This window comes from Aeromonas bestiarum (assembly GCF_000819745.1).
Lineage (GTDB): Bacteria > Pseudomonadota > Gammaproteobacteria > Enterobacterales > Aeromonadaceae > Aeromonas > Aeromonas bestiarum.
In genome coordinates, this window is record NZ_CDDA01000008.1 from 281,420 (window position 1) to 299,533 (window position 18,114).

Here is an 18,114-nt window from a genome sequence, read left to right on the forward strand (position 1 = left end):
CAGAGCTGCCGGCATCACGACATGCACGCCACTCTGTGCAACGAGAGGGTATGACGATGGCTGAACCCCGTTTTATCCACCTGCGGGTCCACTCCGACTTCTCCATGGTCGATGGCCTGCAGAAGATTGCCCCCATAGTCGGGGCGGCAGCGGCCAACAACATGCCAGCGCTGGCGCTGACCGACCAGATGAACATGTGCGGCCTGGTGCGCTTCTATGGCGCAGCCCACGGCAAGGGCATCAAGCCCATCGTCGGGGCCGACTTCTGGGTGCAGAGCGAAGAGCTGGGCGACGAGCAGTTCCGCCTCACCCTGCTGGCCATGGACAACGACGGCTACCAGAACATTACCCTGCTCATCTCCCGCGGCTATCAGCGCGGTCACGTGCAGGGGCGCCCGGTCATCGACAGAGCCTGGCTTGCCGATCACGCCAAGGGCGTGATAGTGCTCTCGGGCGGGCGCGAGGGGGATGTGGGCAAGTTCCTGCTCAAGGGCAACCGGCAGATGACGGAGTCGTGCCTCGCCTTCTACCGGACCCACTTCCCCGACGCCTACTACTTGGATCTGCTGCGCACCGGTCGGCCCGACGAAGAGGTCTATCTGCACATGGCGGTGGCCATCGCCACCGAGTTCGAACTGCCTGTGGTGGCGACCAACGAGGTGGTGTTCCTCAACGCCGAAGACTTCGACGCCCACGAGATCCGGGTTGCCATCCACGATGGCTACACCCTGATGGACAAGCGTCGCCCGCGCCGTTACAGCCCGCAGCAGTACCTGCGCAGCCAGGAGGAGATGGCCGAGCTGTTTGCCGACATCCCGGAGGCGCTGGAGAACACGGTGGAGATCGCCAAGCGCTGCAACGTGACTGTGCGCCTGGGTGAATACTTCCTGCCGAACTTCCCGACCGGCGACATGACCACCGAAGACTTTCTGGTAATGAAGTCCAAGGAGGGTCTGGAGGACCGTCTCGCCTTCCTGTTCCCTGATCCCGAGGTTCGTGTCGCCAAGCGCGGCGAGTACGACGAGCGCCTCGACATAGAGCTCAAGGTGATCAACCAGATGGGCTTCCCGGGTTACTTCCTCATAGTGATGGAGTTTATCCAGTGGTCCAAGGACAACGGCATCCCCGTCGGGCCGGGCCGGGGCTCGGGTGCTGGCTCCCTGGTGGCCTATGCGCTCAAAATCACCGATCTCGATCCGCTGGAATTTGACCTGCTGTTCGAACGCTTCCTCAACCCCGAGCGGGTCTCCATGCCCGACTTCGACGTCGACTTCTGCATGGACAGACGGGACGAGGTGATAGAGCACGTCTCCGAGATGTATGGCCGGGATGCGGTGTCGCAGATCATCACCTTCGGCAGCATGGCGGCCAAGGCGGTGGTGCGGGACGTGGGCCGGGTGCTTGGCCACGCCTATGGCTTCGTCGATCGCATCTCCAAGCTGATACCGCCGGATCCGGGCATGACGCTCGCCAAGGCGTTCGAGGCCGAGCCCAAGCTGCCCGAGCTCTACGAGCAGGACGAGGAAGTCAAGGACCTCATCGACATGGCGCGCCGGCTGGAAGGGGTGGTGCGCAACGCCGGCAAACACGCCGGTGGCGTGGTGATAGCGCCCACCAAGATCACCGACTTCGCGCCGCTCTATTGCGATGACTCCGGCAATCACCCTGTCACCCAGTTCGACAAGAACGACGTGGAATACGCCGGCCTGGTGAAGTTCGACTTCCTGGGGCTGCGTACCCTGACCATCATCGACTGGGCGCTCGGCATGATAAACCCGCGCCTGGCCAAAGAGGGCAAGCCGCCGGTCGACATCGCCGCCATCCCCATCCACGACAAGAAGTCGTTCGACCTGCTGCAGCGGTTCGAGACCACGGCGGTATTCCAGCTCGAATCCCGCGGCATGAAGGACCTCATCAAACGGTTGCAGCCTGACTGCTTCGAGGACATGATAGCCCTGGTGGCCCTGTTCCGGCCGGGCCCGCTCCAGTCGGGCATGGTGGACAACTTCATCGAGCGCAAGCACGGCAAGGAGGCCATCTCCTACCCGGACGAGAAGTGGCAGCACGAGAGCCTCAAGCCAATCCTTGAGCCCACCTACGGCATCATCCTCTATCAGGAGCAGGTGATGCAGATAGCCCAGGTGCTGGCGGGCTATACGCTGGGCGGCGCGGACATGCTGCGCCGGGCCATGGGCAAGAAGAACCCGGCCGAGATGGCCAAGCAGCGCTCCGGTTTCGAGGAAGGCGCCGTCAAGAACGGCGTTGACGGCGAACTGGCGGTGAAGATCTTCGATCTGGTGGAGAAGTTTGCGGGCTACGGCTTCAACAAATCCCACTCCGCCGCCTATGCGCTGGTCTCCTACCAGACGCTCTGGCTCAAGACCCACTTCCCGGCCGAGTTCATGGCGGCGGTCATGACCGCCGACATGGACAACACCGACAAGATAGTGACCCTGGTGGACGAGTGCCAGCGCATGGGGCTCACCGTCATACCGCCGGATGTGAATACCGGTCGCTACCGCTTCAGCGTCAACGAAGACGGCCACATCGTCTACGGCATCGGGGCCGTGAAGGGGGTGGGGGAAGGCCCCATCGACGCCATTCTCAGCGCCCGGGATCAGGATGGGCCCTTCCGCGATCTGTTCGACTTCTGCAATCGGGTCGACATCAAGAAGATCAACAAGCGGGTGATGGAAAAGCTCGTTCTCTCCGGTGCCATGGACCGGCTCGGCCCCCACCGCGCCGCCCTGATGGCGACCCTGGAAGAGGCGATGCGCGCCGCCGAGCAGCATGCCAAGGCGCAGGCGGTGGGCCAGGTCGACATGTTTGGGGTCCTGACCCAGGAGATTGACGACGTCAAGAAGGCGTTCGCCAACGTGCCGCACTGGCCTGACAAGATCTGGCTGGAAGGGGAGCGCGAGACGCTCGGCCTGTACCTGACCGGCCACCCCATCAACCAGTACAGCGGCGAATTGCGTCGCTACACCTCGGGTCGCCTGTGCGATCTGCACCCCACCTCCCGCGATACCGTGACCACGGCGGCTGGGCTGGTGATCGCGGCCCGCAGTATGGTGACCAAGCGTGGCAACAAGATGGGGATCTTCACCCTGGACGACAGATCCGGCCGTCTGGACGTGACCCTGTTCAGTGAGGCGCTGGAAAAATATGAAGAATTGATGCAAAAAGACCGTATTTTGGTGGTTTCTGGACAGGTCAGCTTTGATGACTTCTCCGGTGGCCTTAAAATGTCGGCCCGTGAATTACTGGATATCAACGATGCGAGGGAGCGTTTTGCCAGGGCAATCCGCATCTCCCTCGATGAACAGCGGATTGATGATCGCTTTTTCCCGCGTTTGTGCGAGATTTTGGAACCCGCCCGTGCCGGAGTCTGTCCGGTTCAGGTAAACTATCGTCGCCCCGGCTCCCGGGTGCGATTGACGCTCGGTACCGAGTGGCGGGTGACGCCCACCGATCAACTGATAGATGACTTGCGAGTCCTGCTTGGACGAGAGCGGGTTGAATTGGTTTTTGATTAGAGGATCTATAGGCCCTATGAGTCTTTTTCTGGATTTTGAACAGCCAATTGCCGAGTTGCAGGCGCAGATTGATGAACTCCGTCATGTGAGTGAGCACAACAGTGCTGTCGATCTCAATGAAGACATTCGCCGGCTGGAGAAGAAAAACGAAGAGCTGACCAAGAAGATCTTCGGCGATCTGGGGGCCTGGCAGGTATCCCAGATGGCGCGTCATCCTCAGCGTCCTTACACCCTCGATTATATCGAGCACATCTTCACCGACTTCGACGAGCTGGCTGGCGATCGCGCCTATGCGGATGACAAGGCCATCGTCGGCGGCATCGCCCGTCTCGACGGCGAACCCGTGATGGTGATTGGTCAGCAGAAGGGTCGCGAGACCAAGGAGAAGATCAAGCGCAACTTCGGCATGCCGCGTCCGGAAGGATACCGCAAGGCCCTGCGCCTGATGGAGATGGCCGAGCGCTTCAAGATGCCGATCATCACCTTCATCGACACCCCGGGCGCCTACCCCGGCGTGGGTGCCGAGGAGCGTGGCCAGTCCGAAGCCATCGCCCGCAACCTTAAGGTCATGGCCGGTCTGACCGTGCCCGTGGTCTGCACAGTGATAGGTGAAGGCGGCTCGGGCGGCGCCCTGGCCATAGGCGTGGGGGATCGCGTCAACATGCTGCAATACTCCACCTACTCCGTCATCTCGCCGGAAGGTTGCGCCTCCATCCTGTGGAAGAGCGCCGACAAGGCACCGGTCGCCGCCGATGCCATGGGCATCACGGCCCAGCGCCTGAAGGAGCTGAAACTCATCGACAGCATAGTCGAGGAGCCCCTCGGCGGTGCCCACCGCAATGTGGAGCTGATGGCCAAGCGCCTGAAGGATCGCATCCAGCAGGATCTGAATGCCTTGCGTCCGCTCGAGACCGATCAGCTGCTGGAGCAGCGCTACCAGCGCCTGATGGGCTACGGCTACTGCTAAGCACCGGCTTCATCCCGACATGATGCCAGAAGGCCCCCGCACTGCGGGGGCCTTCTTTTTTGGGGCCGGGATAAATACTCTTCATATGGATACCAGTTGGCACGATGTTTGCCGAAAACCCCCGTGTCGGATCAACTGAGCGGCGGTTAGTGGCCAAAAAAAGTGGGATCCCGCTCCCGTTTTGCTTAAAGTGACCGCTTCCGATCGGCCCGATTGGAATACCCGCAAGGATGCCCTTCAGACGTAAACAGGATTGACCCTCAGGCATGTTCACTGTTTCGGCGACACTGTTTTCCCGGTTCCGCCTGCCTCTGGTCTTGCGTCACTCTCATCGTGCATCGTCTTCATCTGCAGCGAGTGAATCATGAGCGAATCGGTTTTTGAGATCCATGACTGGACCCTGAGCGTTGACGACAACATGCTGTGTCGTCCCGATCGCGAGGTCTACCTCGAGCCCAGGCTGGTCAATCTGCTGCGGTTTCTGGCGAGCAATGCCGGCACAGTGTTCGCTCGCGATTCCCTGATCAACGAGGTGTGGGACGGGGCCGAGGTCACCGATCAGGTGGTCACCCAGTCCATCTTCGAGCTGCGCAAGATCCTCAAAGATGGCCGCTTTGATGCGACCGACTACATCATCACAGTGCCCAAGCGTGGCTACAAGCTGGTGGCGCCGGTACGGCCATTGCAACCTTTGCAGGTGGTTTCCGTGGTGATGGCGGATGCCCGGTCAGCTCCGACGGCCAACTCGACCCTCTCCGACCCGAGCCCGCCTGCCGATGACGAGGATGAGGAAGCGATCAGTGGTGTGGCCCCCTTCCCGGCCGGCCCCCTGACCCGCGCCATCTCGACTCGGGCCCAGGACGGCCGCAGCCGCTGGAAGATGATCAGTTTCGACATCTTCGTGGCCGTCATCCTGGTCACCATCGTCAGCCTGCTCAGCTACCAGCACACCAGTCCCCAGGTGCACTCCATGCTGGATCCAAACCTGCTGGTGTTTCGCTTTCACTCCGGCATGGAGGGTGACAACGAGAACGTGCGCCTGGCCGACGGCATCACCCGTGCCCTGATGGGGGAGGTGGCGGCCGCCACGCCGCTGCGGGTGCAGTACGGCGCCAATACCCTGATGGGCGGCATATTGCCCGGCAAGGAGCTGAGCGTGCGGGTATCCCGTCAGCCCGGCGGCACCTATCTGGATCTGGAATACCGCAACATCAACACCAACCGTGTGCTGTTCAGCCACCAGTATCAGCTCAGTCGCCATAACGTCCATGCCGTGCTGCAGGCGAGCAGCCAGGATTTGCTGCGCGCCCTCGATCAGCCGGACGCCTTGCCCGGGATGGGCTGGCCCACCGACGATGCCGCCCTGATGGCCATGATGGAGGCGCACTACTACACCAACAGCCAGGATACGGTGGCGCTCAAGCGCGGCATCGATCTGCTCGACAAGTCCCTCGCAAGCCAACCGGATCAGCCGCTGCTGCTGGCGGAGCGCTATCTGGCGGGAGAGGCGCTGGCAACCCTGGCCGGTCAGTCCGAGAGTGAACGACTGCAGGGGATTGGCACCCATCTGGCCAGTCTGGTGCAGGACGGCGGCCTGCTGCCGGCGCGGGTATGGGAGGCGCTGACCCTGCAGGCGATACTGGACGGCCAGCAGCAGCAGGCGAATCGCCTGCTGGCGCAGGCAGCCAGCCGGGGCCGCTCAGTGCTCTATCACATACTGCTCGGCAAGCTGGCTGAGCTGGATGGCCGCCCCGAGGCGGCGGGGGATGCCTACAGTCAGGCCTTCCTGATGGAGGCGACCGAGCAGACCTATCTGCTCTGCCAGCGACTCGGTTTCTACAGCAACATGGAAACTCTGACTCCCGCCCTGTTCAACGCACTGGGCCAGAGCAAGGTGAAGCTGTTCTGAGGCGTGGCAACATGCCGCTTTGCTGACCGCAGAGGTTGCGCTCAGCCAGACAGGCTGCCTTGGGGCAGCCTGTTGCTTATATGCCGCCTGATGTGCGGCAGCCCGGCAATGACCAGCCTTGGGTGACCTGGCTGCCAGCCGCTCTCTTTATTCCTGTCCCTATTCCTATCCCTGCCACTGGCTCCGGGCCATGGCATCTCTGTCTACCCCTCAGGGTTCTGCCGCTACCCCTGTGCAGATGGCCGATCCAGGGCCTGCTCCCTTCTTCATTATTCCGCTCGCGGTTGTGTCGTCCTGATGCTTGCCCTCTCTTCGGATTACCCAGTCAAGGGCGGCCATTGCCGGGAGGCGTCCGCTTATCCCTTGAGCCGCGTGGCGGGTGGGAGGATGGCGAGGTTTCAACCAGCGGCCTGGCCGAGGTTTCAGGGCAAAGGGGGTTGAATGGGGCACCTCGTGGCCGCAAGGGCATCATGAAAAATATCAAGGTGTATCGACTGAGGCCTGACGGACCTCTCAAGCGGGGGCTGGGATATCAAGGATTTATCAAGACGGCTTGACGCCTTGCGTCCAACATTATGTTTTTAATTGGTTTTTATTGATTTATGTCGTGGGGCGAAAAAAGTTCACTCATGTTTTTATCCCTTAGCGGGTCTTTATGTTTTCCGGGGCACAGAGGCCTAGTCTGTGGCCATTCGTTGGCGGGACGCTCCGCCAAGCGTGTGTTTGATGCCTTAATATCGACCCGGAGATTTTATGTCCCTAGATACGAGCAAGAAGATTGGCCTCATCGCCTGTACAGGTGTGGTGGCCGGCAACATGATGGGGAGCGGCATAGCGCTGCTGCCCTCGGCCCTGGCCACTATCGGTTCCATCTCTGTATTCAGCTGGGCCATCTGCCTGGTTGGCGCCATGGGCCTTGCCTTCGTGTTTGCCCGCCTCGCTACCAAGAATCCGCAAGAGGGTGGCCCCATCGCTTACGCCGGCGAGATCTCTCCTGTGTTCGGCTTCCAGACCGGTGTGCTCTATTACCACGCCAACTGGATTGGCAACCTGGCCATCGCCATTACCGGCGTCTCCTACCTGTCGGTCTTCTTCCCCATCCTCAACAACCCTATCCCGGCGGCCCTGGCTACCATAGCGGCGGTCTGGATCTTCACCTTCGTCAACCTGCTTGGCGGCAGCTGGGTGAGCCGCCTCTGTACCCTGGGCCTGGTGCTGATCCTGCTGCCTGTGGTCGGTACCGCCGTGATGGGCTGGGGACATTTTGATACCAGCGTCTACAGCCAGAACTGGAACACCACCAGCGGCAGCGATCTGCATGCGGTCATCAGCGCCGTGCTGATCTGCCTCTGGTCCTTCGTGGGTGTTGAATCCGCCGCCGTCTCTTCCGGCATGGTGAAGAACCCGAAACGTACCGTGCCGCTCGCCACCATGCTGGGGACCGGTATTGCCGGCGTCATCTACATACTCTCCACCCAGGTGATCAGCGGCATGTTCCCGGCCGGTGAAGTGGCAGCCTCCGGCGCCCCCTTTGCCATGGCCTCTTCCGCCATCTTCGGCAACTGGTCTGCGCCGTTCGTCTCCGCCTTCACCGCCCTGGCCTGCTTCACCTCGCTGGGTTCCTGGATGATGCTGGTGGGCGAGGCGGGCAAGCGCGCCGCCCACGATGGCAACTTCCCGAAGATCTACGGCGAGCTGGACAAGAATGGCGTCGCCAAGAAGGGGTTGATCCTCGGCTCCCTCAAGATGACTGCGCTGATGATCGGCCTGACTGCCTTCACCTCCCAGTCCGCTCACGCCGCCGATCTCTTCAACGTGCTGACTACCGATGCTGTGCTGCTGACCATGCTGCCTTACTTCTACTCCAGCATTAACCTCATCCGTTTCGAGGGCATGACCTCCCGCAGCATAGGCACCATGATCTTCTCTGGCGTCGCCTGCGTCTTCTGTCTGGTGGCCCTGATGGGTGCCCAGGGCTCCAACCTCACCGCCACCTTCGTGGTGTCGCTCATCATCCTGATGTTCTACGCCAAAAAACAGGGCCTGCGTCAACACGACGCCCTGCTCAAAGAGCAAGCCAGCCACTGATTTCGTTTCCCTTTTCCGAGCGCTCTTCACTCACCATCCCTGATGGAGAGCGCCCCTCTACGTGTGGAGTATCACGATGAATATCATTGCCATCCTCAACCACCTGGGCGTGTTCTTCAAAGAAGAACCCATTCGCCAGCTGCAAGCCTCCCTCGAGCGTAAAGGCTTTCAGGTTGTCTACCCGGTCGACGTGGCCGATCTGCTGAAGCTGATCGAGAAGAACCCCCGCGTCTGCGGCGCCATCTTCGACTGGGACAAATATTCCCTCGGCCTGTGCAAGGAGATCCACGATCGCAACGAGAAGCTGCCGATCTTCGCCTTTGCCAACGACCAGTCCACCCTGGACATTCACCTGACCGACCTGCGTCTGAACGTGCACTTCTTCGAGTACCGTCTCGGCATGGCCGACGACATCGCCCTCAAGATGGGTCAGGCCACTCAGGAGTATCAGGACGCCATACTGCCGCCCTTCACCAAGGCGCTGTTCAAGTACGTGGAAGAGGGTAAATACACCTTCTGTACCCCGGGTCACATGGGCGGTACCGCCTTCCAGATGAGCCCGGCCGGCAGCATCTTCTATGACTTCTACGGCCCCAACGCCTTCAAGGCTGACGTCTCCATCTCAATGCCGGAGCTGGGCTCCCTGCTGGATCACTCGGGTCCGCACAAGGAAGCCGAGGAGTATATCGCCCGCACCTTCAACGCCGATCGCTCCTACATAGTCACCAACGGCACCTCCACCGCCAACAAGATAGTTGGCATGTATTCCGCGCCGGCCGGCAGCACAGTGCTGGTGGATCGCAACTGTCACAAGTCCCTGACTCACCTGATGATGATGAGTGACGTGACCCCGCTCTATTTCCGTCCGACCCGAAATGCCTACGGCATTCTGGGGGGCATACCGCAGAGCGAGTTCAGCCGCGAGACCATAGCCGCCAAGGTTGCCGCCACCCCGGGCGCCCAGGCACCACGTTACGCCGTGATCACCAACTCCACCTATGACGGCCTGCTCTACAACACCGGCTTCATCAAGGAGGCGCTGGACACCCCTTACATCCACTTCGACAGCGCCTGGGTGCCTTACACCAACTTCAGCCCCATCTATGAAGGCAAGTGCGGCATGAGCGGCGACGCCATGCCGGGCAAGGTGTTCTACGAAACCCAGTCCACCCACAAGCTGCTGGCGGCCTTCTCCCAGGCCTCGATGATCCACATCAAGGGTGACGTGGAAGAAGAGACCTTCAACGAAGCCTTCATGATGCACACCTCCACCTCGCCGCAGTACGGCATAGTGGCGTCCACCGAGATCTCCGCCGCCATGATGCGGGGCAACACCGGCAAGCGGCTGATCAAGGACTCCATCGATCGCGCCGTCTCCTTCCGCAAAGAGATCAAGCGTCTGCGTGATCAGAGCGAAGGCTGGTTCTTCGACGTATGGCAGCCGGACAACATAGATACAGTCGAGTGCTGGAAGCTGGATCCGAAAGATGACTGGCACGGTTTCAACGGCATTGACGATGACCACATGTACCTGGACCCCATCAAGGTCACCCTGCTGACCCCGGGCATGGGTCGTGACGGCAAGCTGCTGGACAACGGCATCCCTGCCTCCCTGGTCTCCAAGTTCCTGGACGAGCGCGGCATAGTGGTGGAGAAGACAGGCCCCTACAACATGCTGTTCCTGTTCTCCATCGGCATCGATCAGTCCAAGGCGATGCAGCTGCTGCGCGCCCTGACCGAGTTCAAGCGCGGCTATGACCTGAACCTGACCATCAAGAGCATATTGCCGAGCCTCTACCGTGAAGACCCGAGCTTCTACGAAGGGATGCGCATCCAGGAGCTGGCCCAGAGCATCCACGATCTGACCTGCAAATACCGTCTGCCGGAGCTGATGTTCAAGGCGTTCGACGTGCTGCCGGAGATGAAGATGACGCCGCACGCCGCCTGGCAGCAGGAGCTGGCCGGCAATCTGGAAGAGGTGCCGTTGCGTGACATGGTGGACCGCATCAGCGCCAACATGATACTGCCCTACCCGCCGGGAGTACCGCTGGTGCTGCCGGGCGAGATGGTGACCAGCGATTCGCTGCCGGTGCTCGAGTTCCTCGAGATGCTGTGCGAGATCGGGGCTCACTACCCGGGCTTCGAGACCGATATCCACGGCCTCTATCGTCAGGCCGATGGCAGCTACACCGTCAAAGTGCTGCGTTAATCGAGAGTGACAACAACGGGCCGAGAGGCCCGTTTTTCCCTGTGTTTTTTATCCATTTTTGCGTGAGTCGCCATCATGAAGCGAATTCTCTCCATTCAATCCCACGTGGTGTTCGGCTGCGCCGGCAACGGTGCCGCCGTGTTTCCCATGCGCCGCATGGGGATGGAGGTGTGGCCCGTCAATACGGTGCAGTTCTCCAACCACACCCAGTACAGCGAAGGTTGGCAGGGGATTGTGATGCCCGGCGGCCATATCCGCCAGCTGATGGCGGGGCTTGCCGACATAGGCGTGCTGGGGCAGTGCGATGCGCTCTTGAGCGGCTATCTCGGCTCGGCCGAACAGGGGGAGGAGATACTGGCGGCGGTGGCACACCTCAAGGCGCTCAATCCGAACGCCCTCTATTTCTGTGATCCCGTGATGGGTCACCCCGACAAGGGTTGCATAGTGGCACCCGGTGTCAGCGAATTCTTTAAAACCCGGGCCTTGCCCCAGGCCGACATGCTGGCCCCCAATCTGCTGGAGCTGGAGCGGCTCACCGGCCGCGAGATAAGCAATGTGCCCGAGGTGCTGGCGGCTTGTCAGCAGTTGCGCGAGCAGGGGAGCAAGCTGGTGATGGTCAAGCATCTGGGGCGGGCCGGGTTAAGCCTGGACAGGTTCGAGATGGTGCTGGTATGCGATGCGGGCGCGTTTCACATCTCGCGCCCGCTCTATGAATTTCATCGTCAGCCCATAGGGGTGGGGGATCTGCTGAGTGCCACCATGCTGGCCAATCTGCTGGCGGGACATGATCCCGTGTTGGCGTTTGAGCGCACCAACGCCAGCGTGGATGCGGTACTGGCCCAGACCTGGCTGGCGGGTGCCTACGAGCTGCAACTGGTGGCAGCCCAGCAGGCGATGGCAGAACCCGGGGTGCGCACCCGCGCCACCCGGCTTTGACTCTGCGTAATGGCTAGCCGGCGCGGCGGGCCAGCTGGACTCCCTGACGGGCGCCGATCGGTTTGGCGTGGTGCGGACGCTGGGGTGTGCACGCCAGCTTGAGGCGACGCCACTCCCGCCACAGCAGCCAGCACAGCGGCAGGGTCAGCAGCAAGACTGTGGTGGGCTGGGCCATCAGCACCCCCTCGCGGCCCCACCAGAGCGGCAGCAGGAAGATGAGCGGCAGCAGCAGCAGTGTCTTGGCCGCCGAGATGATCAGCGCCTGCTTGGTACGGGCCATGGACTGCAGCAACACTATGCCGAACATGATGATCCCCTCCAGCGGAATGGCGCCGAGGTTGAGGGTCAGGCTGCTGACGGCCGCGGCAAGCAGCTCGGCATCCTGATTGCCGATGTAGAGCATGGCCACCTGGCGCGGCAGCAGCTGGATCAGCAGCCAGACCGCCATGCCATAGATGAGCGTGATCTTGAGCCCCATCTCCATCAGGAATTTCAGATCCCGATGGCGTTTGGCCCCCGTCGCCTGGCTGATGAGCGGCTGGATGCCGAAGGCCAGGCCCTGCAGGATCACGATGAACACGGCCTCGGTGTAACCGGCCACGGTGAAGCCGGCCAGATCCTTGATGGCGCCATACGCCATCAGCTGGCTGTTGTGCAGCAGCAGCAGCAGCCCCAGGTTGAACTGGGCGATCAGGCTCGGCAGACCGGTGAACAGCAGGTTGGGCATGGCCGGAAAACTGGGTACCATGTGGTGCCATGAGAGGCGCAGTTTGGCATGGCTGGTAAAGAAGTAACCCAGGCCAAGCAGGCTGACGATCCCCTCGGTGATGAGCGTCGCCTGAGCCGAGCCCACCAGCCCCAGCCCCAGCCGGCCGACCATGAGGTAGTTGAGTACTATGTTGAGGATGGCGCCACTGCTGACCAGGATCATGGCCAGCCTTGGCTTGCCATCGTTGCGCAGCAGGTAGGGCACCGCCAGGTTGCAGGCCAGCAGCAGGGTGCCGCCGCCGATCCAGGTGAGGTAGTCACTGGCCTGTTTCCAGGTCTCTGTGCCTTGCTCAATCCCCAATGCCAGCAGTATGTCGATGTGCCAGTAGTAAAGCAGCAAGGGCGCCAGGGCCCCGAGCAGCCCGAGCAGCCAGAACGCATTGACCAGCGCCTGTCGGGCCAGCCGGATATTCTTTGCCCCCTGATGCAGGGAGATGGCGGTGGCCGCCCCCATGCTGATCATGGCGGCGAGCCCGATCAACACCATGATGACGGGATAGACCAGGTTGATGCCGGCGAGGCCGGCGGCCCCCACGTAGTGGCCGACGAAGATGCCATCGACCAGGTAGTAGGCACCGGAGACCAGCATGGCCATGATGGAGGGGAGGGCATAGCCCCAGAAACGGCGAGTCATCGCCCGTTGGCGCAACATGAAGTAAGCAGACATATCTGTTCTCTTGGGGAGTTCGATTATCGAGCAGACAGTCTAGATTAATATCTTTTTGTTGATAATCAGGTTTCTATTTGATGAATTGCTGAGTCACGCTCAGTAATCATCGAGTTTGATAGTGTGCCTTGAGCATGTCTATCAGGGCGCGCAGGCCGCTGCCCAGCTGGTGCCGGCTGGGATAAAAGAGCGAAAATCCGACGAAGGTAGGGCACCACTGCTCCAGCACGCTCACCAATGTTCCCTGTGCCAGCTGCTTGCTCACCTCCTCCTCCAGGCAATACGCCAATCCCAGCCCCGCCTCTGCCGCCCCCAGATAGAGCGCCGGCGTGCTGGTGGTCAGGGGCCCGGTCACCTCTATCTCCAGCATGGAACCCTCTTCCCCGGCAAACGCCCAGCGGTAGTGGTGAGAAGGGGTCAACCGGTAACCTATGCAGGCATGGCGCGACAATTCGCGAGGGTGTTGCGGGGTGCCGTGCCTGGACAGATAGGCGGGGGCTGCCACCACCAGATAGCGCTGGGGCGGCCCGAGCGGCACACCTATCATCTCCTTGGGCAGCAGATCGCCATAAAAGAGGGCTGCGTCATAGCCATCCTCGATGAGGCGCGGCATCAGCTCCTGCTCCACCACCTCCACCTGCATGCGCGGGTAGCGCACCATGTAGTCGATCAACACCGGGGCCAGCAGCTCGTCGATGGCGCCCCGTGGCGCACTGATCTTCAGCCGTCCCACCGGCTCGTCGCTGTGGTGCGCCAGTTCGTCGAGTGCGCTCTGCAGGTGGTTCAGGGTGGGCAGCAACTGTTCGAGCAGGCGCTGGCCCGCATCGGTCGGCACCACGGCGCGGGTGCTGCGATTGAGCAATCTGACACCCAGGCGGGTCTCCAACCCTTTCAGGCTGTGGCTCAGGGCGGAAGCCGACACCCCGAGCTCGAGGGCGGCCTTGCTGAAACTCTGGTGACGGGCGACGGCGGCAAATACTGCCAGTTCGGCGAGGTCGGTACGGGTGATGGCCATATTAATTCAACGGGGAAATGTTGATGAACAGGGTACGACAGGGCACTGCGGCGCACAACTTGAGCAACAAACAGGCAAATGTAAGCAGTTTGTTGTACCCCAAAGGATATAGATACGGGTGAAACTACCTGAAATTGTTAATGGTTGTTCACAAAATTGGGCTGGCAACGTGATCTCTGACGCCAGAAAGGCGATTCCAGTCAAACTTTGGTTGATTAATTCAAAAAAACACTGTGCTCGGTAAGGGGATTTAATTAGAGTCAGCTCATCAGAACAAAGGTGCGTTAATGAGTTGTAACGGTTGACGTGCTTGCGGCCCTCGGGCTGATGACCCACAGACCTGTTTGTTGCAGTTTGGTTGCTACATGGAGTGGCGAGCAAGTTGCCGAGTCGGTGGGATGAGAATAACAGGGATGGACTGCAGGAGTTCCAGGGAGATGGAACGGGGCATTGCGCCCGGTTGACTAGATTTTTTCTATTTTCCTTGATGACAGGAACACCCCTATGTCTGACATGAACATTGCAGTTGAAGGCAGCTTAGCCAGTAATGCGTCTTCCCGTGGCATCAACAAGGCCGACCTGGTCTGGATGCTGGGCCTGTACGGTACCGCCATCGGTGCCGGCGTCCTCTTCCTGCCGATCAACGCCGGTGTAGGTGGTCTGTGGCCGCTGCTGGCCATGGCCATCCTGGCCCTGCCGTTGACCTTCTTCGCACACCGCGGCCTGACCCGCTTCGTGCTGTCCGGCTCCACCCGTGACGGTGACATCACCGAAGTGGTGGAAGAGCACTTCGGCAAGACCGCAGGCAAGTTCATCACCCTGCTCTACTTCTTTGCCATCTACCCGATCCTGCTGATGTACTCGGTTGCCATCACCAACACGGTCGAGAGCCTGATGGTTCACCAGCTGGGTATGACTGCACCTCCCCGTGCCATACTGTCGCTGGCGCTGATCCTGGGTCTGATGGCGATCGTTCGCCTCGGTGGCCAGTTCATCGTCAAGGCGATGAGCGTGCTGGTGTTCCCGTTCGTGCTGACCCTGATGGGCCTGGCGCTCTACCTGATCCCGCATTGGAACGGTGCCATCATCACAGAAGCGCCGGCATTGTCTGACGCCTTCAACGGTGACTTCATCAAGACCCTGTGGCTGGCCATTCCGGTCATGGTGTTCTCCTTCAACCACTCCCCGATCATCTCCTCCTTCGCGGTGGACAACAAGGGTCGTTACGGTGAAGGCGCCGAGAAGAAGTGCGGCAACATACTGCTGGGTGCCCACGTCATGATGGTCATGACCGTCATGTTCTTCGTGTTCAGCTGCGTACTGAGCCTCTCCCCGGCTGACCTGGCTGCCGCCAAAGAGCAGAACATCACCATTCTGTCCTACCTGGCCAACCACTTCGACAACGCCTTCATCGCCACTGCGGCTCCGCTGATCGCCATGGTCGCCATCAGCAAGTCCTTCCTGGGTCACTACCTGGGTGCACAAGAAGGCATGAACGGTCTGATGGCCAAGGCGCTGCGTGAAAAAGGCAAGAAGGTTGATGCCAAGCAGCTGAACAAGGTGACCGCGGTCTTCATGATCCTGACCACCTGGGCCATCGCCACCATCAACCCGAGCATCCTCGGCATGATCGAAGACCTGGGCGGCCCCATCATCGCCATGCTGCTGTTCCTGATGCCGATGTACGCCATCACCAAGGTACCTGCCATGCGCAAATACGCTGGCAACATCAGCAACGGCTTCGTGACCCTGATTGGCCTGATCGCCATGTCCGGCATCATCTACAAGCTGATTGCCTGATAACTCCGGTTAGTCTGTTGAAAGAAGAAGCCGCCTCGCAAGAGGCGGCTTTTTTTATGGCTATTTGTTGTCGATATTTTCCGATTGCCACAGGGTAAAGCCTTTGCCGGCAGCCGAGGTGGGCAGGTCAATCTGCATCAGGTCATTGCCGATGACGAAGGGCCCCATGTAGTTGGCACGCAGCTCCTGCGCCAGATCCTTCACCGTGATCCGACCGTTGAGGCCGATATGGCTGAACACGGTCAGCGCCGGTTTAGCCTCGTTCATGACACGAGCCGCCTGCTTGGGGGACGCGAGGTGACCTGCGATCGCCTTGTAGCCGGGGTTGGCCTTCATCTGGTCATCGGAGGTCATGGAGACGCAGTGCACCAGCAGATCGGCCCCTTTAGCCTGCTTCACCACCTCCGGGCTGTAGCGGGTATCGCCGGAGAGCACCACGCTGTGGCCGTGGTAGTCGATGCGATAGCCAAACGACGGCTTGATGTTGACCCCGTGGTCGTTGTCAAAGGCGGTGACCTTGACCCCGTCCTGGTCGTAGACCACCCCGGCGGTGACCTCGTGGCTATTGATCTCCACCCCGTCCAGCGGCGTCCCCTCATCCTTGACCCGGGTGGCGATATCGGTGGCGTAGGCCTGTTGCAAACCATTAGCGAGGGCTGTGGTGCCCTTGGGGCCGTAGAGTTCCATCGGCACGTGGCGCTGGCCATAGGCCGGTTGCAGCCAGCCGGTCAGCCAGAGATCCGCCAGACCATTGGTGTGGTCGGAGTGAAAGTGGGTCAGGAAGAAGGCGTTGACTCGACCGATGGGCACGTGCAGCTGCCACAGGCGGGTCGACGAGTTGCGACCAAAATCGAACACCAGCTTCTGATCCCCGGCTTCGACCAGGGTGCTGTAGCCACCGCGGCTTATCTGGGGTACAGGGGTGCCGGTGCCAAGCAGGCTGACCCGGAAGATATCGGGTTGGGCTGTTGCGGTGGCCGGGGCGGGAGTTTGATTGTGGCTGTTGATAAAGCGGCTCTCGGCTGCCTGGCTGGCACCGGTGGCCAGCAGACCGACCAGTAGCGCGGCCAGATAGGTACTTTTCATGGGGATTTATCCTGTGGGGAAGGGTACTGCATCACTGTATTGGTAACTAAAAGTGGAATAAATTGGCGAAAATGCATTTCTTAATAAACTCTTGGTTGTGAATTGGAGGCCCTGCAGCGGGCCGCGTTGCCCCGAAAAGGGGTAAAGGAGGGGTTTTGGACCGATTGACCAGCATGCGTATCTTTACCCGGGTGGTGGAGCTTGGCTCTTATAGCTCGGTGGCGAACGAACAGGGGATCAGTGCCCAGATGGTGGGCAAACATGTGCAGGGACTGGAGCTGTGGTTGGGGGGCAAGCTATTTCACAAGACCACCCGCCAGCAGACCCTCACCGAGCTGGGTCAGCTCTTTTTGGCCCGCTGCCAGCGGGTGCTGGAGGAGATGGCACTAACCGAATCGCTCACCCAGAACCTGCTTGCCGAGCCTGCCGGGCGGCTGCGCATCGCCGCCCCCCTCAGCTTTGGCCACCACCGGTTGGTGCCGCTGCTACCCGCCTTCCTCGACCGTTATCCCAAGCTGGATGTGGACTTGCAACTCACCCCGCGCTGGGTCGATCTGGTGGAGGAGGGGTTCGACGCCGCCATTCGCACCCTGCGCCCGCAGGATGAGGCGCTCATCGCCCGCCCGCTGCTGACTCAACACTATCGCCTCTGCGCCGCCCCCGATTATCTCTCTCGTCACGGTTTGCCGCGCCATCCCGCCGATCTCGCCCGTCACCAGTGCCTGCACGGCAACTGGGGGGATCACGAGCGCTGGCAGTTTGTCGGGGAGGATGGCCAGCGCGAGGAGGTGCGGGTGGTATCTCGGCTGCGTATCAACCACTGGCCGGCGTTGCTGACGGCGGCCCTGGCGGGGGCGGGCGTCACCTTGCAGCCAGCCGAACAGGTGCGGGAGCATATCGCCGCGGGGCGTCTGCTACCCCTGCTCAGCCACTATCAGACCCCTGCCAAAACCCTCTACTTCATCTACCCGGCGGCCCGTCGTCAGGTGCTCAAGATAGCCCTGCTGGGGGATTTTCTGGCCGAGTCCCTCCAATCCGAACTGGACGCTGAATAAAGGTCTGCATATTCCCCGCTCGGATGCTTAACAAAGGGGCGAGGGAGGCCTAACATGGCGGGGTGTTTTTTCCAGTCA

General features: G+C 60.9%; 11 protein-coding genes. 8 read left to right on the forward strand and 3 right to left on the reverse strand.

Annotated elements, in window-relative coordinates; genetic code table 11:
• Positions 1–56: 56 nt before the first annotated feature.
• From dnaE to pdxY, 6 genes are all read left to right on the forward strand, one after another.
• Positions 57–3,536 carry a DNA polymerase III subunit alpha gene (gene dnaE, locus BN1118_RS04970; protein WP_043134772.1) on the forward strand — a complete coding sequence of 1,160 codons (3,480 nt, stop codon included), beginning with the start codon at positions 57–59 and terminating at the stop codon, positions 3,534–3,536.
• Between the two features lie 16 nt (positions 3,537–3,552).
• Positions 3,553–4,503 carry an acetyl-CoA carboxylase carboxyl transferase subunit alpha gene (accA, locus tag BN1118_RS04975; RefSeq protein ID WP_042867203.1) on the forward strand — a complete coding sequence of 317 codons (951 nt, stop codon included), beginning with the start codon at positions 3,553–3,555 and terminating at the stop codon, positions 4,501–4,503.
• A 364-nt stretch (positions 4,504–4,867) separates the two neighbouring features.
• Positions 4,868–6,412, forward strand: coding sequence for a lysine decarboxylation/transport transcriptional activator CadC (cadC, locus tag BN1118_RS04980; RefSeq protein WP_043554781.1), 1,545 nt, complete (start codon positions 4,868–4,870; stop codon positions 6,410–6,412).
• A gap of 753 nt (positions 6,413–7,165) precedes the next feature.
• A complete protein-coding gene (gene cadB / locus BN1118_RS04985; protein ID WP_043554782.1) occupies positions 7,166–8,500 on the forward strand; it encodes a cadaverine/lysine antiporter in 1,335 nt (444 codons plus the stop codon).
• Between the two features lie 76 nt (positions 8,501–8,576).
• Positions 8,577–10,709 (forward strand): lysine decarboxylase CadA, encoded by a 2,133-nt coding sequence (locus BN1118_RS04990; protein WP_043554784.1) that lies wholly within the window; start codon positions 8,577–8,579, stop codon positions 10,707–10,709.
• A 75-nt stretch (positions 10,710–10,784) separates the two neighbouring features.
• Complete coding sequence (gene pdxY, locus BN1118_RS04995; protein WP_043554785.1) at positions 10,785–11,645, forward strand: pyridoxal kinase PdxY; 861 nt, start codon at positions 10,785–10,787, stop codon at positions 11,643–11,645.
• 13 nt (positions 11,646–11,658) lie between these two features.
• Here pdxY and BN1118_RS05000 read toward each other — a convergent pair whose 3' ends face one another.
• The gene (locus BN1118_RS05000) at positions 11,659–13,080 is read right to left on the reverse strand and encodes an MATE family efflux transporter (protein ID WP_043554786.1); all 1,422 of its coding nucleotides are present in this window, start codon (positions 13,078–13,080) and stop codon (positions 11,659–11,661) included.
• A gap of 106 nt (positions 13,081–13,186) precedes the next feature.
• On the reverse strand, positions 13,187–14,095 hold the full coding sequence (locus tag BN1118_RS05005; protein WP_043554787.1) for a LysR family transcriptional regulator: 909 nt from the start codon (positions 14,093–14,095) through the stop codon (positions 13,187–13,189).
• Between the two features lie 504 nt (positions 14,096–14,599).
• On the opposite strand from BN1118_RS05005, the gene BN1118_RS05010 reads away from it, so the two are divergent.
• Positions 14,600–15,895, forward strand: coding sequence for an HAAAP family serine/threonine permease (locus BN1118_RS05010; RefSeq protein ID WP_043134499.1), 1,296 nt, complete (start codon positions 14,600–14,602; stop codon positions 15,893–15,895).
• A gap of 60 nt (positions 15,896–15,955) precedes the next feature.
• Here BN1118_RS05010 and BN1118_RS05015 read toward each other — a convergent pair whose 3' ends face one another.
• Positions 15,956–16,981, reverse strand: a complete 1,026-nt coding sequence (locus BN1118_RS05015; protein ID WP_043554788.1) for an MBL fold metallo-hydrolase — start codon at positions 16,979–16,981, stop codon at positions 15,956–15,958.
• 155 nt (positions 16,982–17,136) lie between these two features.
• Between BN1118_RS05015 and BN1118_RS05020 the strand changes: the two genes are divergently transcribed.
• Positions 17,137–18,036, forward strand: a complete 900-nt coding sequence (locus tag BN1118_RS05020) for a LysR family transcriptional regulator (RefSeq protein ID WP_043554789.1) — start codon at positions 17,137–17,139, stop codon at positions 18,034–18,036.
• The last annotated feature ends 78 nt before the right edge of the window (positions 18,037–18,114 follow it).

Coding starts and splice junctions, on each gene's coding strand:
- BN1118_RS05015 (WP_043554788.1), bottom strand. CDS start 16,981: ATGAAAAGTACCTATCTGGCCGCGCTACTGGTCGGTCTGCTGGCCACC.
- dnaE (WP_043134772.1), top strand. CDS start 57: ATGGCTGAACCCCGTTTTATCCACCTGCGGGTCCACTCCGACTTCTCC.
- BN1118_RS05000 (WP_043554786.1), bottom strand. CDS start 13,080: ATGTCTGCTTACTTCATGTTGCGCCAACGGGCGATGACTCGCCGTTTC.
- accA (WP_042867203.1), top strand. CDS start 3,553: ATGAGTCTTTTTCTGGATTTTGAACAGCCAATTGCCGAGTTGCAGGCG.
- pdxY (WP_043554785.1), top strand. CDS start 10,785: ATGAAGCGAATTCTCTCCATTCAATCCCACGTGGTGTTCGGCTGCGCC.
- BN1118_RS04990 (WP_043554784.1), top strand. CDS start 8,577: ATGAATATCATTGCCATCCTCAACCACCTGGGCGTGTTCTTCAAAGAA.
- cadB (WP_043554782.1), top strand. CDS start 7,166: ATGTCCCTAGATACGAGCAAGAAGATTGGCCTCATCGCCTGTACAGGT.
- BN1118_RS05010 (WP_043134499.1), top strand. CDS start 14,600: ATGTCTGACATGAACATTGCAGTTGAAGGCAGCTTAGCCAGTAATGCG.
- BN1118_RS05005 (WP_043554787.1), bottom strand. CDS start 14,095: ATGGCCATCACCCGTACCGACCTCGCCGAACTGGCAGTATTTGCCGCC.
- cadC (WP_043554781.1), top strand. CDS start 4,868: ATGAGCGAATCGGTTTTTGAGATCCATGACTGGACCCTGAGCGTTGAC.